Genomic DNA, 21,069 nt, shown 5'->3' on the forward strand with positions numbered 1-21,069 from the left:
CACCGATCGGGAGGGTGCGGCGGGGCGGCCCCGTCTCAACCGATCACGGCCCGGTAGAAATCCACCGTCTGCGCCGCGATCCGCGCCGGCGCCAGCAGCCCCGCGCACAGGTCACGCCCGGCAGCGCCCACCTGGGCCAGTCGCGCCCGGTCGGACAGCGCCTCGACGATCGCATCGGCCACCGCAGCCGCATCGCCAACCGGCGCGACGAAGCCGTTGCGGCGGTTTTCCACGATCTCCGCGATCCCAAAGGTATCGGATGCGAGAATAGGCATACCGGCCGCGAGTCCTTCCGTGAGGCTGTAGGCCAGCACTTCGAAGCGCGAGGTGGAAACGCTCAGCGTCGATTGAAGCCGCAAATCGCGAATACGATCCGGCTTCACCGCCCCAAGATAGGCGATGCGCTTTTGAGTCTCGGAGCGAAGGTGGAGCTTCGAATAGTCATCGAAGCAGCGAGCTTCCCCGTCATCTCCCACAATGCCGACGTCAGGCCCGCACATCGTCAATCGCAGCGTCGGCCGACGCTGCAACGCGAGGTCGAAAGCGCGCAGCATTATATCTGCACCCTTGCGGAGATCAAACCGGCCGACAAACAACAATTGGTCGGGATTGCAATGAGCGCTTGACCAAGTGTCGGCGGGCGACGCGACCGGAATCGGGTTGTAGATCGGGGCGGCGTGGACGGGGCTGACGCCATAGTGGTCCAGCGTCGCAGCCATCATCTTGGGCGACGGACACGTGACTCCAGCGGTGTCCGCGATAGATCCCCGTTCAACCACGATCCGCGCCGCGCTGATCCGCGCGATTTCCGGCGGCTCGCAGGCATCCTTGCCATAGATATGCGGGCCATGGAGGCGGGCGACGACGGGGATGCCCAGGCCGATGCGCCCTGCGAAACCGAAGCTTTCCTCGATCTCCAGAACATCGATCGGATGCGCGGCGTGGATCTTCTCGATGATATGCCGGAACGTCACCGGCCATTCGGTCGGCGGGCGGCCGAAGACCCGCTCCTTCGCGCGTCGCAGCCGGGCGGGCAGGCGCGTATCCGGGCCGACCGGCTCGACGCGCCCGTCGTCATACTCGATGCCGAAGCGATCGAACACGGTGACACGATGCCCGGCCTCCCGCAGCGCCGCCTGCATGATGCGCGCATAGGTGACGATCCCGTTGGCGGAGCCGGTGGATGGCAGCGCCGGGGCGTACATCGCGATATGCATGGATGGCCTTCCCAAGGGGTTCAGGCCGACTGACCGAGCGGCACCGCATCCTCGCGCGGCATCCGGGCGACGAGGCTGCGAAACGCTGGCGGCTGTTCCGCCCTGCCCGCCGCGTCGCCCACCCTTGCGAGCCGCACATAAGCGCTCATCAGCCCCATCGAGAGCAGGACGAGCGGGATCATCCGGTCGATCGTGGAGGTGAACGTCAAACAGGCGAAGCACGCGCCGATCATCGCGAACGGCAATGCCACCGGCGTCTGCGCGTCATGCGCGCTCGCTCTTCCCCGCAATCGCCAGCCGATCACCATCGGTGTGAACCAGGCGATGAGCCACAATGCCAGCCCGCCCAGGCCGCTGATCAACGCCACCGTCAAATGGGTGTTGACGAAATCGATGATATGCTCGCCCTGCCGCATGTCGTTCATCGACACCTCGAGCTGCGCGCGCGTCTGCCCGGTGACGGGATGCGTCGCGACCTCCTGAAGCCCGCGCGCCAGCAGGTTCTTGCGATAATCCGCCGTCCAGTTCGCAGCGCCCGAGCGGCCGACCAACCGGCCGATCCTGCTATCGCTGGGGGCGAACGAGACGAAGACCGCCCCGGCGACGAGGCTCGCCGAAACCAGTCCGACGAGAAGCAGGGTGCGTCGCTCGTACAACAGATACAGCGCGCCGCCGACCAGCACCGCGATCCACGCCCCGCGGGACTGGCTGCCGATCATGCCCGCCGCCAGCGCCACCATGATCGCCGCCCAGGCGACAGGCCGGAAACGCGGCCGCAACGTCACCATCGCGAGCATGGCAAGGCCAAGGATCAGCCCCAGCGTCGCGGGATTGGTCACCGCCCCCTGCGCCCTCAGGAAGCCGGCCCGGATCGAGAGCGTGGCGCTCATCCCCATCGGCACGCCGAGCGAATCGTAGAACGCCTGATACAGCGGCCATCCGCGAAAGGATTCGAAGATCGCCACCACGGCGTTGCAGAAGGCGCCCAGGACGAACAGCAACGTCCCGTCGCTGGCGATCCTGCGCGTCGAAACCAGCCTGGCCAGCAGGTAGAATGGCGGAACGATCGACAGCATGGTCGTGAAGATCGACCTCAATACCCCGGTCAGCGGGATGCCGCGCGTCTCCATCAACAGGCTGAACGCGAAAAACAGCCACACCGCGATGTCGATCGCCGCGACCGGCCTTGCACGGCCCCGGTTCGTGAAAACCAGCGCGCCCAGCGCGCCGAGATTGAAGGCATCGATCGCCGATAGATCGCCGAGATATACCCCGCCCGCTATGTAGTTTTGCAGCAGCGTCGGGAACAGCGGCAGCAGCAGCAGATAGCGCCTGACCAGTTGCGCGGGCTTGCCCACCGACAGGAGCGGAATGACGAACATGAAGGCGTAGAAGACGTTCTTGTCGCGCCCGAACAGCCCGACCACCGGGATCGCCAGCGCCAGCGCCATGTCGAGCGGGCCGATCAGCCGCCGCGCCTCCCCCTTCAGGGCAAAGCGGAACAAGGCGAACGCGACGATCAGCAGCGCCTCGATGAAAATCAGCACCTTCAACGAAACGATCATCACCTATCCCCAAAGCCCGTCTGGCGGGATCAACGCCTTCCCGCGGCCGATCGACAAACCCCCACATGCACGTCTGGCATATCCGGCGCTTATCTGCTCCCCAACATCATCAGTCCGAACGAGGCAGCGCCCCCGCCCACGGCGCCCCCGGCCGCGATCACCGCAAACGCAAGCAAGTCATGGCGCAGGCTGTAGAGCCCGAGCCGGTTCAACCGGAATGCGCCATAGCAATAAGCGGGCAGCTCGATGAGGGCCAGCGCCGCCACGATCCCGATCGGCCCGATCCAGACATAACCCAGCGCCGCTGCGATGAGCAGCCAGCACACGCGCGTGATGTTCATTTCCAGCGTCATGCGGACGCGTCCGATCGAAACCATGAATTCGTTCATCGGCTTGGTGAGCATTATCATCGCGGTCGTGATCGCGAGCAGGTGAAGGTAACGCGACGCCTCCGCATAGCGTGGATCGTACAGGAGCCGGACGAGCAGCGACGCCGAACCGAGCAAGCCGCCAGCGGCAAACAGATAGCCGAAGAACACCGCGCCCCGCATGCCGTAGAACGTCTCGCGCATCCGGTCGGGCGTGGTCCGCCACGCCTCGGCAAGCGCCGGATAGATGATCCGGGAACTGTAGAGATGGACCACAGCGATCGGCGCGGTCGCCAGAGACCCGGCGATCGAATAGACGCCGAACTGCTGGAGCGAAAACAAGCGGGCCAGAACCAGCCGATCGACCTGGCTGATGAGCAGCGTCAACGTGCTCGACGCGGCGATCAGCCGCGAGAACCGCCACAATTCGCTGGCGATCGGGCGGTGAAGGCGCAGCCGATGGGCGGCTTCGGGAAACACGATATAGCTCGCTATCGCGCGTGTCGCGCTCTGCGCGATGATCGCGATCACGATCGCCCAGGCGCTGCGCAGGAACCATGCCGCGACAAGGCCCACCGCAAGCTGCACGAGGAAGGCGACGAAATCGACGATCGACAGCTTGCGCACCATCTTGCGGCGCAGCGCGGTGAGCAGCGACAATGAGGACGCCCCGTCGATCGCGAGGCTGATCGCCGCAACCGCCATCAGCGGCGCAAGCCCGTGCTTGTCGAGCAACAGCGCGAGCGGCACGGCCAGCGCGACGGCCACGAGCGCGTTTGCCGCGCCACGCAGCACATGGATCGTCCAGACCGCGTCGAGGAATTCGCGCTCCAGCCCGCGCTCATGACGCACGATGAACGCCTGGCAGCCGGTATCCGTTATCATCGTGATGACGAAGAAGATCGCCATGACGATGCCGATCAACCCGTAATCGGACGGCGCGAGCAGACGCGTCAGCACCACCGTGTTCGCGATCCGCAGGACGTTCATGAGAACCGTCGTCCCGATCAGCGTTGCCGACGGGCCGGTCAGACGGCGTGGCGAGAGCATCGGCGCCGCGCGCGCGCGCAGCGACCGCACGGCGGACAATCGGCTTTCCGGCACCCCCATCTTCGTCAAAACAACGTCCTGAACAATCTGTATGCGGTCGCGTCGAGCGGCGGTCCGGCGCTATTCTCCGCAGGCGATATCAAGAGAAGGGATTCAATCGGTTAACGACACCCTGCAGCCGCGGCGGAATCCAGTCGTTGACGAAATGACGGAAGGCCACGGCGCGATCGGGGCGATCCTCGGTGCCCGGGCGGGCGCGGAAGTTCGTCGATCGCCTGACGATATCGCCCGCATCCGCCTCAACCGCGGTGTAATAATAGGTGGCGATGGAGCGCCGATCGCGATCCTCCGGGCAGGCCAGCGGGTCGGGATGGCCGTGATAACTGTCCAGCGTGGTGCTGAACACCACGGCGCGCCCGAGATGCGGCGCGACTTTCACCTCGCACGCCTTCATCTTCGTATCCCACAATTCCAGCGCACCGCCCCAGGATTCGTCCCAGTCTTCGTTCAGATAGACCAGCAGGTTCAGCCGCCGCTCCAGCTTCAGCGTTTCGTGGATGTTGAAATCGGCATGGACGCCCAGATGCCCTCCGCGCCGCGTGAGATGGAGGCCGCCGCCGCTGTAATAGGGATCGGGGATAAGCCCCGCGATCCCCGTCATCCGCTCAAGAAAGGCGATGAATGCCTCGCTGTTCAGCTCCGCGAGCAGGTTCAGCGCAAGAGGATCATCGATCGCGGCGGGCTGGAACTGATATTTGAACCGCTCCTGCTCGCGATCGAAAAACTGCCGGTCCTCGATCGACGGGTAATGGCGGGCGATGTCTCGAAGCATCGCGCGATCGAGGAAATCGTCGATGGCGATGTGCGGGAATGGCGCGGCGCCGCGATAGCTTTCGGCACGGGCAGCGCCAGCCTGTTCGCACTCCGCCTTGTCGAAGCGCCGATACCCCGACCCCTCGAATGTCAGCACTGCCATGGAATTCTCCTCGCGGCCATCCTGTAGTGAAGCCGGCCCGGTGCGAAAAGCATTTTCCCGGCATCGCGCGGGGCGGCTGTCTCGATTCGATATCGTGACGCCGCCCTCCGCCGACACGGCTATCCTTCGGCTCGGCGCATGGTGATGGCTCGTCAACGCTGTCATGGTTACGGGCCGAATCGAAAACAGGACGCGTCGCCTCATGGAGCTGGTGGGAATGAACAAGGGGATCGATCGCCGGCTTTTGCTGCTGGCGGGAGGCGGGGCGGCCGCCGCCGCGGCATGGCGCCTTTCCATGGGAAAGGCCCCGGCGCTGCACACCGCGTCGCTGGCGACCAACCCGGCCGCCGATGCGGTCAGCGCCTCATCGACCGGCACCACCACCGCCGCTCCCGTGGCCGGCGGCGCCAGCGCCCCGGCGATGCCGTCGCTGGGCGTCAACCTTACGCCGATCAACTATTGGACCGCCGTCGCATTCATCGATCGCCTCAAGGCGTCAGCCGGGTGGGACACCCACGGCATCCCCGCGCCCGTCAATTCGCTTGGCTATCCGACGGGGCTTGGCGGCCAACGCATGATCGCCACGATGCTGCCGTGCGAGCCTGGCACCTACCTGCTATCGCACAATGGCGACATGGACGTGAGGATACAGGGCGGCACCCTGGTCGCGCGTCGCCGGGATGGCGTGGTCTATGAAGCACGCGGGGCCATGCCCACCGGCCGCCCGCTCATCATCGATGCCATCCGCAAGCCGCCGACGTTCATGCGCCTCGTCAACCAGAAAGACGCCGCCGCCTTCGCCGCCGGAGAGGTTTTCGCGCCCGAATTCCTGTCGCAGATCAAGGGCTTCGACACGCTGCGTTTCATGGACTGGATGCGCACCAACGGCAGCAAGGTGACGGACGCCTTCCCCGCGGTCGATTCGTGCAGCTACGCGAATGGCGTGCCGATCGAGATCATGCTCGCGCTCGCGAAAAAGATCGGCGCGCGCCCATGGCTTTGCGTACCGCATCTCGCCAGCGACGGGCTGGTGGCGCGGATGATCGACGCGCTGCGCGCGGCATCGACGGGTGGCGGGCCGGCCGGATTCCTCGAATACAGCAACGAGGTGTGGAACCTTCGCTTCGAGCAGGCACGCTTCGCGCAGCAGCAGGCTGTCGCCCGGCTGGGCGGCGGGACGGCGGGCGATGCCTTTTACGGCTATCGCTCCGGGCAGATCGCCCGCCTCGCGCGGGGATCGGGCGTTCGCATGCTGCTCGGAACGCAGACGGTCAATCCGCGCCGGGCCGACGCCGTATGGGATGGCGTGAGGCGCGCCGGTGCCAGCGATGGCGATTTCGCGGGATGGATCATCGCGACCTATGTGAACGGAACGCTCACCGATGCGCGCGGCCCCACCATAGCCCTGGCAGCCCGAAAGGACGTAGCTGCGGCGATCGACAATCTGCTCAACGCGACAGGGCCGGGAGCGCTCAGCGTCGCCACGATGAAGCCGATCTACAAGCAGCAAGGCGACATCGCCCGCGCGCACGGCCTGCCGCTGATCGCCTATGAGGGCAATCTGCACCTCAACCCGATCCCGACCTTCGCTGCGCAACAGGCTCTGGTGAAGCCGTTCTTCGAGGCGATCACGCGATCGCCGGCCTCGGCAGCCGTGATGGAGGCGAACCTTGCCGCCTTCTCCGCCGCCGGGGGCAACCTTGCCTGCCTCTACAATCTGTCCAGCGGCCCCGGCAACGGCGGTTTCTTCAGCCTGGTGGACAGCGGTTCCTGGCCCTTCATCGAGCAGCAGCGCGCGCAGCAGCGCCCCGCCGCATGACGCGCCCGGCGCGATCGACTTTTACCTTTCGTTAGCAAAGCGCGGCGTACCGTCCCCTCGGAGGATTGTGATGCCGCAGCCAGCCGTTCAGTTCGATGCAGCCCCGGCCGATCCGTCGATCGGTCGCTCCAGAAGCACGCCCGCCGCGCAGCCGGTGGTCGTGACTCTCGGCGAAAGCGATCTGGCGTGGGCCGCATCGCCGGCCCGCCAGCTGCACGATCGACTGGTGGAATCCTTCGCCGCCCCTGCCGCCGCCCCCGGGACGATTCTGTCGCGCCGTCAGCGGCTGCTGATTCTGGCTGGCTCGGTTGCCTTGCTCTGGTCGATGATCGGCACGATCCTGGTTTCCGTGCTACGCTGAAAGCACGTGCATGCGGCGGCGCGGTATAAGCGCGCGCCCATGTGATCGCGACCTTCGGTTGCACTACATCACAAACCGCCTAGTAATGTTTTCGTGCGAAGGCCTAAAGGGTCGCCGCGCCACAACCGGAAATGGGGGGTGTCGGGCGATAGTTTCGCTGACGGCCAACGGACGGGGCAGTTGAGTTAGGTGGGAAATTCAACCGCAGCTACGCTCCAGCCGCCCGAACCGGCGAGAGCGTTCAACACGTCCTTTCACAAGCGCCGCATCCGCGCCTTGCTTTATCTGGGTGTAATCCTGTGCGATTGCGCGGCCATTCGCTCTGGCTTTGCGGTCGGCGGATCGCTCCGTGCCGCGCGATGGCTCGCCCCGATGGGGTTGCAGATCGCCTGGATACTCCTGCCGATCCACATCTTCATCGCGCTGCGCAACGGCGCGGTATCGCGCGAGGCGTTGCAGCGGCCGAGCGAATCGCTGCGGCGCGCGATGTCCGCGCTGATCCTGGCGACGAGCGTGGTGACGCTGGTGATGTTCTTCCAGTATCTCGGCCTGCTGGTGTCGCGCGTGGCGTTCGGCGTTTCGATCCTGTGTTCGCTGGGCTTCATCTGCCTGTTCCGGCTTTTCTTCCACATCTGCTTCGTTTCGCCGGTGAAGGGTGGACTGGTGGGCGAGTTGCTGATCGTCGATGGCGTGCCATCGCGCCCCGGCGCCTATCATGTGTTCGATGCCGGCGCGGTCGGGTTCGTGCCGGATCTCAACGATCCCGAGGCCTTGTCCAGGCTGGCCGTGCTGGTGGAGCCGTTCGATCGCGTCGTCGTCTCCTGCCTGCCCGAGCGGCGTCATGCCTGGGCGCTGCTGCTCAAGGCGTATGACCTCACCGGCGAAATCCAGCTCGACCAGGGCAGCCCGCTCGGCGCGATCGGCATCTCGCGCTATCACGGCAGCGATACCGCGGTGGTGGCGGTCGGCGCGATGTCGCTCAGCAATCGCGTGATGAAGCGCGCGATGGATCTGTTGCTCGCGGGGGCGACGACGATCGCGCTGTCGCCATTGCTGCTGCTGGTCGCGCTTGCGATCAAGCTGGACAGCCGCGGCCCGGTGTTCTTCTCGCAGGTCCGCATGGGGCGCGGGAACAAGCCGTTCAAGATCCTGAAATTCCGCAGCATGCGCGTCGAGGCGACGGACGCTGACGGCAGGAAATCGGCCACCCCCGACGACGAACGCGTCACCCGTGTCGGGCGCATCCTGCGCATGACGAGCATGGACGAATTACCACAGATTTTCAACGTATTGCGCGGGGACATGAGCATCGTCGGCCCCCGCCCGCACGCGCTCGGCTCGCTTGCCGGCGACAAGCTGTTCTGGGAGGTCAGCCAGAAATACTGGCTGCGCCATACGCTGAAGCCCGGCATCACCGGACTGGCGCAGGTGCGCGGCTATCGCGGCGCGACGCACGAGCAGTCGGACCTGGAGAATCGCCTGCAATCCGATCTTGAATATATCGAGGGCTGGCGGCTGTGGCGTGACGTGACCATCATCTTCAACACGTTGCGCGTGATCGTGCACCCGAAGGCCTATTAGGCGTGGCCAGCGACGCCGCCGCGCGCCCGCATCTGCGCTATCTCGATGGCTTGCGCGGTGTCGCGATCCTGGCGGTTCTGCTCGTCCATTCCGGGCAGTTGATCGCGGGGCTTTCGCAACCCGTCCGTGATTTCACCTTCTATGGTGTGCGCGGGGTGCAATTGTTCTTCATCGTCAGCGGGCTCACGCTCACGATCAACTATGCCGGCCGGCCGTTCCACGCCGCCAATTTCGCGGCGCGGCGTTTCTTTCGCATCGCGCCGATGTTCTACCTCGGCATCGTCCTGTATCTGCTGCTGAGCCGGTTGACGGCAATGCAATTGCCCACCGACAGGGCGACAGCCGGTGATGTGGCGGCAACCATCCTGTTCGTGCATGGCTGGCTCCCGAGCGCGATCAATACGGTGGTGCCGGGCGGGTGGAGCATCGCGGCGGAGGCGATGTTCTACGTCATGTTCCCGCTGTTGCTGGTCGCGAGCCGCCGCCCGCGCCTGATGGCGGGCATGCTGGCGGGCAGCTATGTGCTGGCAGTCGTCGCCAATGTCGCGCTCAAGCGGGCGCTGGGCGATGCGCCGGGCGGCATCGAATTCGCGCGCCAGTTCTGGCTGGTGCATGCGCCCGCCTTCATCGGCGGGTGCTGGCTGGGAACGCTCGCGCCGCAGGGGGCGCTCGCGCGCAAGATCGCGCCCTTCGTCCTGGCCATCAGCGTCATCGCGCTGATTATCGACAGTCAGCTTCGCGCCTATTCGATCGTGCTCGTGCCGATCGCGTTGCTGACGGCGCTTGTCTGGTCGGCGGGCGTGATACGCCCCCGCGCGCTGGAGGGGCGCATATTGCCGCTGATCGGCGAGATCAGTTTCAGCCTCTATGTTCTCCAGTTCGCGGTGCTCGGCGCGCTTCACCCGCTGGCGGCCGGGATGGAAGCGAGGATCGGCGCCAATCCTGCCTTGGTCGCCATCTATCTCGCGGCATTGCTGCTGGCCGGAGCCGGATCGTGGCTGACCTGGCAGCTGATCGAGAAGCCGGTGGTGCGCGCGACACGACGTGTCGGGCTGGGGCGCCCGATGCGCGCGCCATCACATGCCCGCCAACCCAATGAATTCGATCAGGGGAATGAAGCTTGAACAATAGAGGCGGGGCACCAGCGATTGCGGCCGATCGCCCGGCCAGTCCGTCGGCCGGCTACATCCCGGGCTTTGACGGCCTGCGCGCAATCGCGGTCGGCATGGTGCTGATCGCGCACGCCGGATACGGCAAGCTCGTTCCCGGCGGTTTCGGCGTCACGATCTTCTTCGCGATCAGCGGCTATCTCATCTGCACGTTGCTCATCAACGAATTCGCGCGGACGGGAACGATCAATCTCAAGCTGTTCTACGTGCGCCGCATCCTGCGGCTCTATCCCGAGCTTATCGCCCTGGTGATCCTGTGCCTGATCGCGGGCGCAGTGCTTGGCCTTAGGGCGACCACCGCAGAAAAGTTCGCCGGCCTGTTCTATTACATGAATTATTATTACGTCTTCGGCGCGCATTACACCGAGGCGGAAAGCTATCCGTGGCGGCAATTATGGTCGCTGGCGATCGAGGAGCATTTCTACTTCTTCTTCCCGGGCCTGATGCTGTTCATCACGCGCACCTGGCGCTCGCGCATGGCGCTCGCGCTTGCCCTGGTGACGATCCCGTTCCTGTGGCGGTTCGTGACCTATTTCTGGCTCGGGCTTCCGTGGCAATATAATTACGTCGCGACCGATACGCGGATCGATTCGATCGCGTGGGGGTGCCTGCTCGCGCTGGCGATGCGGCGGCCGGACGGCGGCGAGCGGGCGATGTCCGAGCTGTGGTTCATCAGCCGGCCCGCGGTGTTCCTGGGCTTTGCGCTGATTATCGGATCGCTCCTGTACCGCGACGAGGCGTTCCGCTGGACGTGGCGGTTTACCGTGCAGGGAATCGGCATCGTCCTGCTCATTGCCAACGTGCTGTTCGATCCGCGCTGGCGCGGCGTGGTGCGTGTGCTGGAATGGGCGCCGGTTCGCTATGTCGGGCGCATCTCCTACGGCCTGTATCTCTATCACATGCTGTTCAATCGCGTGATCGAGGAAATCTGGCCGACCATTTCGCCTCCGGTGCTGCTGCCCGTGTCGATCGTCGGATCGCTCATTATCGCGTCGATCTCCTACAACGCGCTGGAGGTGCCGCTCAAATCGCTGCGGCGCAAGCTCGGCTCGCATGTCCGCTGATCCAACCGCCGCGGCAGGAGAGCCCCAGCATCGGCGGCTGAAGATGCTGGATGGCTGGCGCGCGATCAGCATCCTGGCGGTGATGGCCGCGCACATGCTGCCGCTCGGGCCGGCGCGGTGGGCGATGAACGGGCCGATCGCCGCGAACGGGATGGCGATCTTCTTCACGCTTTCCGGCTTTCTGATCGTCAGCATCCTGCTGCGCGACGACGATATCCTATCGTTCCTTGTCCGGCGATTCGCGCGAATCCTGCCACTGGCGTGGGCGGTGCTGGCGATTTCCTTTCTGGTAAAGGGGCAGCCAGCGTCGGTGTGGATCGCGAACTTCCTGTTCTACGCCAACCTCCCGCCCTTCTGGCTCGATAGCTGGTCTTCCCATTATTGGAGCCTGTGCCTCGAGATGCAGTTCTACGTCGCGATCGCGCTGGTCGTGGCGACGTTCGGTCGACGCGGCTTGATGCTGGTGCCGGTGGCGGCCCTGATCGTGACGGGCGCCCGCATCATCACCGGCACGGACATTTCAATCGTCACCTGGTTTCGCGTGGACGAGATTCTTGCCGGCGGAATACTCGCGCTCATACTTCACGGCAGCTTCGGCCCCCGCGCCGCGGGCTGGCTTGGTCGCGTGCCGTTCTGGCCGGTCGTCATCCTCTTCCTGCTGGCGACCCGGCCCGAACTCCCGTGGTTGAACTATATTCGCCCGTATCTCGCGGCCACGATGGTGGGTATCACGGTCGTGCGGCCGATATGGGGCCTGTCCCCGGCACTGGAATCGCGTCCGGCGAACTACATCGCGCAGATTTCCTACGCGCTATACATCGTCCACCATTTCACCCTGTTCGGTTGGCTGGGCGCCGGGCACGGATGGGAGAAATACGCGAAGCGCCCGATCTGCTTCGCGATCACTTTCGCCCTCGCCCACTGGTCGACATTCCATTTCGAGAATCGCTTCATCGACTGGAGCCACCGCGTAGCGAAGGCGCGCCGCGCCCGCTCGATCGGTCATGCCGCTACATAGCCGCGGCCGGCGCCGGGTTCACAGCGACCGCAATTCCCGGTGCACCGTCGAGGGGATGTCGAACACTATCTCGGTCCGCCGCTCCTTGATCGCGAGCGCGGTCTGGTTTTCCTTGAGCGTCGGGAAGGTGCGATAGAACCACCTGCCCAGCCGCTTCTTCACCGAACTGCCCTGAAGCGTCTCGCCATAGGAAAAATAATAATGATCCTGCAGGCGGAAGCCCAGCGGCTCCAGCATCGCGCGCACCTCGGGCATCGTATATTCGCGCCAGTGGCCGTTGGCGATCAGCGAGCTTTTGGGATCCAGTTGCGCGAAGAATTCGTCCACCGTGATCCCGGCCGCATTACCGCGCAGGATCGCCTTTCTGTTCTTCATGCGCGCGTAATTGGGCAGCGAGAGATAGAACAACCCGCCGGGTGACAGGATCCGGTTGATCTCTTTCAGCAGCGGCAATGGATTGAAGTTCAGGTGCTCCAGCACCTCGCACATCACCACCACGTCGAAGCTCTCGTCGGCGAACGGCAGGATGAAATCCTCAAGCCGGATGCCCGCGGTGTCGATCCCGTGGCGGGCATAACGCGCCACCTGCTCCGGCAGCTCGATATATTCCGGGATATCGCCGGCGGTCACCTTATAGCCGAGCCGGCTCAGCGCGATGCATACGGCACCGAAAAAGGCGCCGATCTCCAGCACGCGCACGGGCTGGCCGGAGGGCGGGCGCGCCTTCACGATATCGCGAACGGTGCGCACATATTCGTGGCGATGTTCGCGCAGATAGTGGGATGGCGCCCCAGCCGATTCCTCGGTCACCGCCAGATCGACATTGGCGAGTTCGGCAATAGCCTCATCGACAGCCAGCGTTGCATCCATCACGCGCGCGCCTCCCTCGCCAATCGCCCTATCGGCGCCGGAGCAGCAAGCAAGTCGTATCCCCGCTGCCACTCGCCAACCACATTATCCCAAGTAAAGCGGCGCTCGGCAATGCGCCGCGCGTTCACCGCGATGGCATTGGCGCGCACGGGATCGTCGGCCAGTGCGTCCATCGTCGCGGCAAGCTCGCGCACCACATAATCATGCGAGCGCGGCTCGATCAGCACGGCCTCCAGATCACTGGCCAGCATCGCCGGCCCGCCCCATTTCAGGCAAACCGCCGGCAGCCCCGCCATCATCGCTTCCTGTACGACGATGCCGTTCGCTTCGGCGAGGCTGGGCACCATGTAGCCGCGATAATCCGCCATCCGGGCGATCAGCGCGTCGTGGCTCTCCATCCAGCCGAGGAAGCGCACCTTGTCCGCCACGCCGAGCCGCTGCGCCAGCGCCTTCAGTTCAGGCCCGTAATAACCGTCGCCATAGACGTCGAACACGATCGGCCGCGTCACATATTGCAACGCCTCGATCGTCAGCTGCACGCCCTTGTGCGGGACCAGGCGGCCGCTCGTCATGAAGCGGGTGTTGACCCCGTCGTGCCGGATCAGCGGATGCGCATCGAATTCGTCGGAGATGCCGGAATCGATCACGTCGCGCATCGCCTCGTCCGGGCATCCCGCCCAGGACAAGGATCGCCGCGTGCGCTCCCCGCCAGACACCAGCACGCGCCAGAATACCCCCTTGTCGCCGATCAGCGCGCGCGACAGCCGCTGCGCAAGATAGTGAAAGCTGCGGCGGAACTTGTCCTTCAGCGGCTCGGCGTCGCGGAAAGCAGGGGGATAATAGATATTGCCGGTCAGCGGGCCGAGCACGTTGGTGGCCGCCTTGACCGGGAAGCGCGGCAGGATCGGCGATACCGGGCAGAGATAGTGGAACACCGCGTCCGGATGCCGCGCCAGCAATTCCTTCACCACGCGCCGGGCATAGAAGAAGAAGAAGCTGGCGATGACCGGCCGCAGGGCGACACTGTTCCACACCGCGACCTGATCGAGCGAATCCTCGACGATCCGCACATCGACCGCCGGGAAATCCTTTTCCAGCACGGGCGCGCTGCGCCGATGTGTCACGACGGTGACGTCCGCGCCGGCCAGATGGAGATGGCGCAGGAATTGATAGGCCTTGATCGCCTCGCCGCCCATCTGTTCGGAGATATTCGGCGTGACGATGACGATCTTACGAGCCAAACTCACAATGTCACTCCTGGCGCCGGGAACCTGATGCCCGGCTGGCCGAGCGGTGTCGATTTCTTTTTGCATCGCAGCATCGGCTTTCTGTCCCGATTTCGTCACTTGTCGAGCCGATCGGTGGCCGGGGCACGACGAACGCCGGCGGGGCGCGCGGGAATGCCCCATACGGTGGTCCCCGGCGGCACATCGTCGAGCACCACGGCGTTGGCGCCCACCTTCGCGCCCCGCCCCAGCCTGATCCGCCCGAGCACCACCGCGCCCGCGCCGAGATCGACGCCCTCATCCAGCACCGGCGCGGCGGTAAGATCGTCGAGCCGGCGTATCCCCAACGTGCAATTCTGCCGAATGATGCAGCGATCGCCGATGCGGCAGGCGCCGTGGATGACGATACCGCCCTGATGCTCGATCACCACGCCGCGTCCGAGCGCGACCGTATAGGGAATCTCGATCCCGTAAAGATTGCGGCACCGGCGGAAGAGATAGCGATAGAGCAGGCTGAACGGCGCGCGCAGCAGCCCCGAGCGGATGCCCATGCGCCACACGCCGAAGCGATGTGTCGCAACGGCGCGAAAGCCGGGCCTGGTCCAGTCGCGTCCGTGCGCGCGCCAGTCCTCGGCGATCTGCCGCCACAGGCCGCTCATGCCGATGCCCCCTTATATTCGATGATCGTGGCGCCGCGCCCGCCGATCCGCCCCAGCGCGTAGCGCAGCGCGCCGAGCGTCTGCGCCGGCTTTGCCAGCATCAGGAACGTCGCGAGCGTCAGCGCCTCGCGCAGCGGCCGTCGGCGACGCTCTCGCCATGCGATCCGCGCGAACTGGAGCAACGCGAGCGCCAGCACCGCGCCGCCTGCCGCCACCACCGCGGCCTTGCCCGCGAGCGCGCCGATCAGCAGCAACGTCGCGCCGGCCAGCGGCACCGCGCCGCCCCAGAACGCCACCCCGCGCAATCGCCGGCCGTAATCCTGCAATGGCGAGCCACGATGGCGCGCCGCCAGTTCGGCATAGGCATGGCCGGAACGCACCGCGCGCCGCCACCATTGGCCAAAGCGCGTGATCGCGGCATCGTGGCGCGTCATCTCGAACGGCACGCACGCGATCCGCCAGCCGAGCGCGCGCATCCTGATCGACAGGTCCGGCTCCTCGCCGGCGATCATCGCGTCGGGATAGCCACCGGCGGCATCGAGCGCCGCCGCGCGCATCATCACGTCGCCGCCGCAATAGTTCACCGGCCCCGGCGGCACCGCCCATTCGATATCGCACAGCCAGTTGTAGCGGCTGGCATCCGGCCGTATCTCACGCCGCCGGCCGAACACCGCCGCCAGCCCCGCATCGCCCGCCAGCGTCGCCATCCCGTGCGCCAGCCATGCCGGATCGAGCGCGCAATCGCCATCGACGAACTGCACGAGCGTCACCTCGGCGCCAAGCGCGGCGCGGCCGGCATTGCGCGCGCGCGCCGCGGTGAACGGGATCGCCATATCGAGCGCGACCACCCGTGCGCCGGCCCGCGTCGCCGCCGCGACACTGTCATCGGTGGAGCCGGAATCGACATAGACGACCGGATGGCCACCGCCGATCGAGGCAAGGCAACGCACCAGCCGCTCGCCCTCGTTGCGCCCGATCACGACGATGCCGAGCACGTCGCTCACCCCGCATCGCCCCAGGAGGGCGCCGCTTTGCGTTGCGGGCCGAGCGGCGGGGCGGCAGGCGTCACGTCACGGCCGCGCGGCCACCAGCCATAGGTCAAAAGATCACGTCCGCTGCGCGCCGCGCCGCCCTCCAGCCGCGGCGAGAGCAGCTTGCGCGCGCGCCAGATCGCCCGGCCTGCGGCATAGGCGATGCCCGCCGCGATCGCGCTTCCACGGCCACCGGCCAGCGCGAAATAGCGGCGATGCGATTCATACCAGTAGCGCGGCATCCGCCGGGCTTGCGGCAGCCCGGTGCCGGGATCGCGGATCTGCGTGGCGGCCCCGCCCGCATGCACCACCTGCGCGGCCGGCTCATGCCACACCGCCCAGCCCGCCCGGCGCAACCGGCGCATCAGATCGGTCTCTTCGAAATAAAGGAAGAACCCGTCATCGAACAGGCCGGTCCGCCGCAGCGCCTCGGTCCGCAGCATGACGGCCGCGCCTGTCACCCAGGGCACTTCGATGGCGTGATCGGCATGGATGCTGGTCGGCGGCACGCGCAGCAGCCGCTCGACCATTGCCGTGCGCGCGCCGCGACAGAATTCGCCCCGGATCGACGGAAAACGGAAGGCGGAGGATTGCGGGCGGCCGTCCTCGTGCGTGAGCAACGCCCCGACCGCGCCCGCCCCCGGCTCGCGATCGAGCAGCGCCGCCATCGCCTCCAGCGCGCCGGGGCGCGGGCGCGCATCCGGGTTGATGAGCGCGATCGCCTCCGGCAGCCGCCCGCTGTCAGCCAGCAAGGCGATCGCCTGATTGTTGGCGAAGGCGAAGCCGCCGTTGACGGGCAGCGGCAGCGGCGTCACCCAGTCTTGCCACTCATTCGCCGCGATCGCGTCCGCGATCCGCTCGGCGGAGCCGTCGCCGGAGCCGCCGTCCACCGCCACCACGCGAAGATCGGGAAACGCGCGCCGCGCATCGTCAATCGCGCTGATGCACGCAATGGCAAGGTCGGGCGTGCGATAGTTGACGATGATGACCGCGAGCCCGTTCACGTCCGTATCCCGCCCCGCTTGCATCCATGCCGTCCGTTCACGTCGTTCGGACAAGGCACCTCTTGCTTAGGACAGACTTCCTTGTCAAAGCCCTACCAACGCCCACCAGCCGTCATCCCGCCGCAAATACGCAGGGTTACGGCATTCCCCGATGGTGAATGATGGCCCGCCGATGACCGCCATCCTCTATGTCGCCGCCCGTTTGCCGACCCTTTCGGAGACGTTCGTCTATCGCGAATTGCTCGGGCTGCGCGCGCGCGGGCACGAGGTGATCGGCGCCAGCGTGCATCGCCCGCTGCCAGCCGAAGATCCGCTGCTGCGCGAGATCGCGCGCACCGCCTTTGTCGTTTACGCGCCCGCGACCGCGCTGGCGCTGCCGGTCGCGCTGCTGCGGCATCCTCTGCTAGCCGCCGGTGCGGTGGCGGACGCGTTCCGGGCCGATCATCCCTCGCTCTCCAGCCGGCTGAAGCATGTCGCGCAGGCCGCGTTCGGGATCGCCACCGCATGGCGGCTGCGCGGACGCGGGATCGGCGCGGTGCACGCCCATATGGCGAACGTCCCCGCGATGATCGCGCTCTATATCGCGCGGGCGCTTGGCGTGCCGTTCAGTTTCACCGGCCATGCCGCCGATCTGTTCGTCCAGCGCGCGGCGCTCTCGTTCAAGCTGCGCGAGGCATCGTTCGTGTCGTGCATCAGTCATTGGCATCGCGGCTTCTATCGATCGATCACTGCGCTCGATGAGCGGCGGCTGCCGGTGGTGCGCTGCGCCGTCGCGATCCCGGCAGCCGTGGCGGTGGAGCGGCAGGAGATCGTCACGGTCGCGCGCCTGGTGGCCAAGAAGGGCATCGACCTGCTGATCGAGGCCTTCCACGCGGCCCGCCCGGCCGGCTGGCGGCTGCGCATTCTGGGCGACGGGCCGGAACGCGCGCGGCTCGAGGCGCTGGTTGCCGCGCTCGGGCTTGGCGACGACGTGGCCTTCGATGGCGCCCGTCCGCATGCCGAATGCCTGGCCGCGATCTCCACTGCCGGCTTGTTCGTGCTGCCCTGCCGCACCGCCTCGAACGACGATCGCGACGGCATTCCGGTAGTGTTGATGGAGGCGATGGCCGCCGGGCGCGCGGTGATCGCGGGCGATCTGCCGACGATCCGCGAGCTGGTCAGCGATGGCGAGACCGGGCTCCTGGCGCCGCCGGACGATGCCGCCGCGCTCGCCACGCTGATCGCGCGGCTCACCGCCGATCCGGTCGCCCGTCGCCGGCTTGGCCTCGCCGCGCGCGCGTTCGTGACGGAGGAATTCTCGGACGCGGTGAACCTCGCCCGTCTCGAAGCCGCGTTCGCAGCCGCCGGAACGCCCGCGTGATCGCCCGGACGGATTTCCTCGATGTCCAGTTCGATCCGCTGCCCTTCGATGCGGCGGTCGCGTGGCTCGCCGCGCGGCAACGCGATAGCGACTACGGCTATGTCGTCACCCCGAACGTCGATCACATGGTGCGGCTCGCCGATGCGCCGGCCGAGGTGCGCGCTGCCTATCGCCAGGCGGCGCTGTGCCTGTGCGACAGCCGGGTGCTGGCGAAGCTCGCCCGGATCGCGGGCGTCGCCCTTCCGGTGGTGCCCGGCAGCGATCTGACCGCCGCGCTTTTCGAGAGCGTGCTGCAGCCGGGCGATCGGGTGGCGCTGATCGGTGGGCAGGCGGAGGATGTGGCGCGGCTGCGACTGCTGCATCCCGCGCTGGATATCCTGCATCACGAGCCACCGATGCGGCTGCGCACCGATGCCGCCGCGCGCGCGGGTGCCGCACGTGTCGCGGCAGCGGCCGGCGCGCGGTTCATCCTGCTGGCGGTCGGCTCGCCGCAGCAGGAGCTGCTCGCGCATGAGATCGCGGCGATCGACGGCGCGAGCGGTACGGCGCTGTGCATCGGCGCGTCGGTCGATTTCCTTGTCGGCCGGCAGATCCGCGCGCCGCGCATCGTGCAGCGCGCGGGCATGGAATGGGCATGGCGCCTGGCCACCAGCCCCCGCCGGCTCGCGCGGCGTTATCTGATCGAGGGGCCGGCGATCTTCCCGCTCGTCTGGCGCTGGCGGCGCGCGCGCCGATGAGCGCCGAAAAGCCCGTCATCGTTCACCTCGCGGTGGATGTGAACACGCCGCAGCGCGCCCGAACCACCACCGCGATCGAGTGGTTCGTTCGTGAGCTTGTCGATTACGATAATATTGTGATCGCCTATCAGCGCGTCGAGCGTCCCGCCCCGGCCCCGGTCGCCTGCGTGGCGGAGGGATTTCGGCTGTTCCATTTCCCTTATTTCGGGTTGCGCCTCGGCATCGGGCTGTTGCCCGCCATGCGCCGCGCCGCCGGTCGCACGATCGCGCTGCTGGAGGCGGAGGGGATTCGCCCGGATCTGGTCCACGCGCACAAGTTCACCTTCGAGGGGCTGGCCGGCTGGCATATCGCGCGGCATTTCGGCGTGCCGCTGTTCGTCTCGCTGCGCGGCGAGGTGGAGACGAAGGTTTTTCGCATGAAGCCGATGCTGCGCCCGCTTCTCAGGCGCGTCGCGGCGGACGCTGCCCGGCTGTATTTCGTCTCGGCATGGTTCCGCGACGAGTTCCACCGCCACGTCCCCGCGCAGTCGGCGAAGGAGCGCAACCTTCCCAATATCGTGCGCAACATCGCCCCGGCGATCACGCCGCATCCGGCGGGGGACCGCTTCGTCGCGATCCTCGCCCTCGATACATGGCGGCGCAAGGGGGTACGCTGGCTGCTGGACGGGCTGGCGCTGGCGCGGCGCGAGCGGCCCGGCCTGAAGCTCGATCTGATCGGCGGCGGCAGCGCGCAGGCGCGCGGGCGGATCGAGCGAATGATCGCCGAGCGTGGCCTCGCCGATGCCGTCACGCTGACCGGGCCGTTGCCGAATGCGGATCTGCTCGCCCGCCTGCCGGGCTATCGCGGGCTATTGTTGCCGAGCCTCAACGAGACTTTCGGCATGGTCTATGTCGAGGCGCTGTTCGCCGGCGTGCCGATCCTGTTCACGCAGGGCACCGCGATCGACGGCTATCTTGACGGGCTGGACGTGGGCAGGACAGTTCCGCCGCGTGATGCGCGCGCGATTGCCGCCGCGATCGTCGATATCGACACGCGAACCGACGAGATGCGCGGGGCGATCACCGCGGCCGCTCCGCGCCTTTTCGCCGCATTCGATCCCGCGACGAACCTCGCCCGCTACCGCGCCGACATCGCCGACGCGCTCGCGCCGCGCTGACCGGCGCTATTCCTGGTAATAAGCGTCGTAGTAACGCTGGGTCCAATAGCCGAAGCCGTAATCGTCGCCGCCGATCGCGCCATGATAGCGATTGAGGACGGTGCCGATGCACGGCGCCGGGCTGAGCACCTCGATCGCGTCCTTCACCTGCCGCGCGGTGGTCTTGCCCTCCTCGACCACGAGCAGATAGGCGTCGATCTGCTGCGCGACGATCGAGGCGTCGTCATTGGCGAACGCCGGCGGCAGATCGCACAGGCAGAAATATTTGTCCCCCAGCCCGCGCATCGCCTCGACCAGGCCCTTCATGCGATTGCCCGCCAGCACCTCGGCCGACTGGCGCACGACATTGGCGGCGGGGAAAACCACCAGCCCGGTCCCGTCCACATTGCGGCCGACCGCATCGAGCGAGTCGGTCTGCCCCGTCAGATAATCGCCGATGCCCGGCCCATCCTCCAGCCCGAAGCATTTGCCGATCGAGCTGCGCCGCAGATCGAAATCGAACAGCAGCGTATATTGATCCGGGATGCGGGACATCGACGCGGCCAGATTGCTCGCGATAAACGTCTTGCCGACGCTCGGTGTCGCGGAGGTGACGCCGATGATCTTCCAGCCATTGGCCTTGGCGATCTTCAACACCTGCGATCGCAACAGGTTGAACGGGCGCGAGCGCCGATCGCTGCTGTTGAAGCCGAACAGCTTGCGCTGGATCGCATCCGGCAGTTCGAGCCGCTCTTCCGCAAGCGAGGTGACAAGCACGTCGCCGGCGGGCGGGGCGGTTTCGGCTTCGTCGAGGTTCCACGAATTGGCCATCGATTTGGGTCTCATCCTAAGAACCGG

General features: G+C 66.5%; 19 protein-coding genes. 9 read left to right on the forward strand and 10 right to left on the reverse strand.

The window, feature by feature from the left end; translation table 11 throughout:
- Positions 1 to 35: 35 nt before the first annotated feature.
- The 4 genes from FFS35_RS00735 to FFS35_RS00750 all read right to left on the reverse strand — a co-directional run bounded on the left by FFS35_RS00735 (position 36) and on the right by FFS35_RS00750 (position 5,176).
- Positions 36 to 1,217, reverse strand: coding sequence for a glycosyltransferase family 4 protein (locus FFS35_RS00735; RefSeq protein ID WP_137785200.1), 1,182 nt, complete (start codon positions 1,215 to 1,217; stop codon positions 36 to 38).
- Positions 1,218 to 1,237: 20 nt separating this feature from the next.
- Positions 1,238 to 2,782, reverse strand: coding sequence for an O-antigen ligase family protein (locus tag FFS35_RS00740; protein ID WP_137785201.1), 1,545 nt, complete (start codon positions 2,780 to 2,782; stop codon positions 1,238 to 1,240).
- Between the two features lie 89 nt (positions 2,783 to 2,871).
- Positions 2,872 to 4,260: an oligosaccharide flippase family protein gene (locus FFS35_RS00745; RefSeq protein ID WP_249341402.1), complete on the reverse strand. Its 1,389-nt coding sequence runs from the start codon at positions 4,258 to 4,260 to the stop codon at positions 2,872 to 2,874.
- Positions 4,261 to 4,339: 79 nt separating this feature from the next.
- Positions 4,340 to 5,176 (reverse strand): 2OG-Fe(II) oxygenase, encoded by an 837-nt coding sequence (locus FFS35_RS00750; RefSeq protein WP_137785203.1) that lies wholly within the window; start codon positions 5,174 to 5,176, stop codon positions 4,340 to 4,342.
- A gap of 217 nt (positions 5,177 to 5,393) precedes the next feature.
- Here FFS35_RS00750 and FFS35_RS00755 point away from each other — a divergent pair, with 217 nt between their 5' ends.
- The 6 genes from FFS35_RS00755 (at position 5,394) to FFS35_RS00780 (ending at position 12,188) form a co-directional block, all read left to right on the forward strand.
- Positions 5,394 to 6,995 (forward strand): hypothetical protein, encoded by a 1,602-nt coding sequence (locus FFS35_RS00755; RefSeq protein ID WP_137785204.1) that lies wholly within the window; start codon positions 5,394 to 5,396, stop codon positions 6,993 to 6,995.
- 70 nt (positions 6,996 to 7,065) lie between these two features.
- On the forward strand, positions 7,066 to 7,356 hold the full coding sequence (locus FFS35_RS00760; RefSeq protein WP_137785205.1) for a hypothetical protein: 291 nt from the start codon (positions 7,066 to 7,068) through the stop codon (positions 7,354 to 7,356).
- A gap of 189 nt (positions 7,357 to 7,545) precedes the next feature.
- On the forward strand, positions 7,546 to 8,937 hold the full coding sequence (locus tag FFS35_RS00765) for a sugar transferase (RefSeq protein ID WP_137785206.1): 1,392 nt from the start codon (positions 7,546 to 7,548) through the stop codon (positions 8,935 to 8,937).
- 2 nt (positions 8,938 to 8,939) lie between these two features.
- Entirely contained in the window at positions 8,940 to 10,061 is a 1,122-nt protein-coding gene (locus tag FFS35_RS00770) for an acyltransferase (RefSeq protein WP_137785207.1), read from the forward strand.
- Complete coding sequence (locus FFS35_RS00775) at positions 10,058 to 11,170, forward strand: acyltransferase (protein ID WP_137785208.1); 1,113 nt, start codon at positions 10,058 to 10,060, stop codon at positions 11,168 to 11,170. Before FFS35_RS00770 ends, FFS35_RS00775 begins: the two co-directional genes overlap by 4 nt.
- The gene (locus FFS35_RS00780; RefSeq protein ID WP_137785209.1) at positions 11,160 to 12,188 is read left to right on the forward strand and encodes an acyltransferase; all 1,029 of its coding nucleotides are present in this window, start codon (positions 11,160 to 11,162) and stop codon (positions 12,186 to 12,188) included. Before FFS35_RS00775 ends, FFS35_RS00780 begins: the two co-directional genes overlap by 11 nt.
- An 18-nt stretch (positions 12,189 to 12,206) precedes the next feature.
- On the opposite strand, the gene FFS35_RS00785 is transcribed toward FFS35_RS00780, so the two are convergent.
- The 5 genes from FFS35_RS00785 to FFS35_RS00805 all read right to left on the reverse strand — a co-directional run bounded on the left by FFS35_RS00785 (position 12,207) and on the right by FFS35_RS00805 (position 16,978).
- Positions 12,207 to 13,058 carry a class I SAM-dependent methyltransferase gene (locus FFS35_RS00785; RefSeq protein WP_249341403.1) on the reverse strand — a complete coding sequence of 284 codons (852 nt, stop codon included), beginning with the start codon at positions 13,056 to 13,058 and terminating at the stop codon, positions 12,207 to 12,209.
- The gene (locus tag FFS35_RS00790; RefSeq protein ID WP_171007453.1) at positions 13,058 to 14,305 is read right to left on the reverse strand and encodes a glycosyltransferase family 4 protein; all 1,248 of its coding nucleotides are present in this window, start codon (positions 14,303 to 14,305) and stop codon (positions 13,058 to 13,060) included. Before FFS35_RS00790 ends, FFS35_RS00785 begins: the two co-directional genes overlap by 1 nt.
- A gap of 95 nt (positions 14,306 to 14,400) precedes the next feature.
- Positions 14,401 to 14,943 carry a serine acetyltransferase gene (locus tag FFS35_RS00795; protein ID WP_137785212.1) on the reverse strand — a complete coding sequence of 181 codons (543 nt, stop codon included), beginning with the start codon at positions 14,941 to 14,943 and terminating at the stop codon, positions 14,401 to 14,403.
- On the reverse strand, positions 14,940 to 15,947 hold the full coding sequence (locus FFS35_RS00800; protein ID WP_137785213.1) for a glycosyltransferase: 1,008 nt from the start codon (positions 15,945 to 15,947) through the stop codon (positions 14,940 to 14,942). The genes FFS35_RS00795 and FFS35_RS00800 overlap by 4 nt, the downstream gene beginning before the upstream one ends.
- Positions 15,944 to 16,978 carry a glycosyltransferase family 2 protein gene (locus tag FFS35_RS00805; protein ID WP_171007454.1) on the reverse strand — a complete coding sequence of 345 codons (1,035 nt, stop codon included), beginning with the start codon at positions 16,976 to 16,978 and terminating at the stop codon, positions 15,944 to 15,946. The genes FFS35_RS00800 and FFS35_RS00805 overlap by 4 nt, the downstream gene beginning before the upstream one ends.
- Positions 16,979 to 17,150: 172 nt before the next feature.
- Here FFS35_RS00805 and FFS35_RS00810 point away from each other — a divergent pair, with 172 nt between their 5' ends.
- From FFS35_RS00810 to FFS35_RS00820, 3 genes are read left to right on the forward strand one after another with little or no spacing between them, the layout of a single operon-like run.
- Positions 17,151 to 18,338 carry a glycosyltransferase gene (locus FFS35_RS00810; protein WP_171007455.1) on the forward strand — a complete coding sequence of 396 codons (1,188 nt, stop codon included), beginning with the start codon at positions 17,151 to 17,153 and terminating at the stop codon, positions 18,336 to 18,338.
- Positions 18,335 to 19,075 (forward strand): WecB/TagA/CpsF family glycosyltransferase, encoded by a 741-nt coding sequence (locus FFS35_RS00815; RefSeq protein WP_249341368.1) that lies wholly within the window; start codon positions 18,335 to 18,337, stop codon positions 19,073 to 19,075. The genes FFS35_RS00810 and FFS35_RS00815 overlap by 4 nt, the downstream gene beginning before the upstream one ends.
- A complete protein-coding gene (locus FFS35_RS00820; protein ID WP_171007456.1) occupies positions 19,072 to 20,232 on the forward strand; it encodes a glycosyltransferase in 1,161 nt (386 codons plus the stop codon). The genes FFS35_RS00815 and FFS35_RS00820 overlap by 4 nt, the downstream gene beginning before the upstream one ends.
- Positions 20,233 to 20,238: 6 nt before the next feature.
- Here FFS35_RS00820 and FFS35_RS00825 read toward each other — a convergent pair whose 3' ends face one another.
- A complete protein-coding gene (locus FFS35_RS00825) occupies positions 20,239 to 21,042 on the reverse strand; it encodes a CpsD/CapB family tyrosine-protein kinase (RefSeq protein WP_137785217.1) in 804 nt (267 codons plus the stop codon).
- Positions 21,043 to 21,069 lie beyond the last annotated feature (27 nt).

It is taken from the genome of Sphingomonas sp. 3P27F8, assembly GCF_005502745.1.
In the GTDB taxonomy this organism is placed as follows: domain Bacteria; phylum Pseudomonadota; class Alphaproteobacteria; order Sphingomonadales; family Sphingomonadaceae; genus Sphingomonas.

Excerpts from the sequence above, each read along its gene's own strand:
- FFS35_RS00735 (WP_137785200.1), bottom strand. The coding sequence starts at position 1,217 with ATGCATATCGCGATGTACGCCCCGGCGCTGCCATCCACCGGCTCCGCC.
- FFS35_RS00740 (WP_137785201.1), bottom strand. The coding sequence starts at position 2,782 with ATGATCGTTTCGTTGAAGGTGCTGATTTTCATCGAGGCGCTGCTGATC.
- FFS35_RS00745 (WP_249341402.1), bottom strand. The coding sequence starts at position 4,260 with ATGGGGGTGCCGGAAAGCCGATTGTCCGCCGTGCGGTCGCTGCGCGCG.
- FFS35_RS00750 (WP_137785203.1), bottom strand. The coding sequence starts at position 5,176 with ATGGCAGTGCTGACATTCGAGGGGTCGGGGTATCGGCGCTTCGACAAG.
- FFS35_RS00755 (WP_137785204.1), top strand. The coding sequence starts at position 5,394 with ATGAACAAGGGGATCGATCGCCGGCTTTTGCTGCTGGCGGGAGGCGGG.
- FFS35_RS00760 (WP_137785205.1), top strand. The coding sequence starts at position 7,066 with ATGCCGCAGCCAGCCGTTCAGTTCGATGCAGCCCCGGCCGATCCGTCG.
- FFS35_RS00780 (WP_137785209.1), top strand. The coding sequence starts at position 11,160 with ATGTCCGCTGATCCAACCGCCGCGGCAGGAGAGCCCCAGCATCGGCGG.
- FFS35_RS00785 (WP_249341403.1), bottom strand. The coding sequence starts at position 13,058 with ATGGATGCAACGCTGGCTGTCGATGAGGCTATTGCCGAACTCGCCAAT.
- FFS35_RS00795 (WP_137785212.1), bottom strand. The coding sequence starts at position 14,943 with ATGAGCGGCCTGTGGCGGCAGATCGCCGAGGACTGGCGCGCGCACGGA.
- FFS35_RS00810 (WP_171007455.1), top strand. The coding sequence starts at position 17,151 with ATGACCGCCATCCTCTATGTCGCCGCCCGTTTGCCGACCCTTTCGGAG.
- FFS35_RS00820 (WP_171007456.1), top strand. The coding sequence starts at position 19,072 with ATGAGCGCCGAAAAGCCCGTCATCGTTCACCTCGCGGTGGATGTGAAC.
- FFS35_RS00825 (WP_137785217.1), bottom strand. The coding sequence starts at position 21,042 with ATGGCCAATTCGTGGAACCTCGACGAAGCCGAAACCGCCCCGCCCGCC.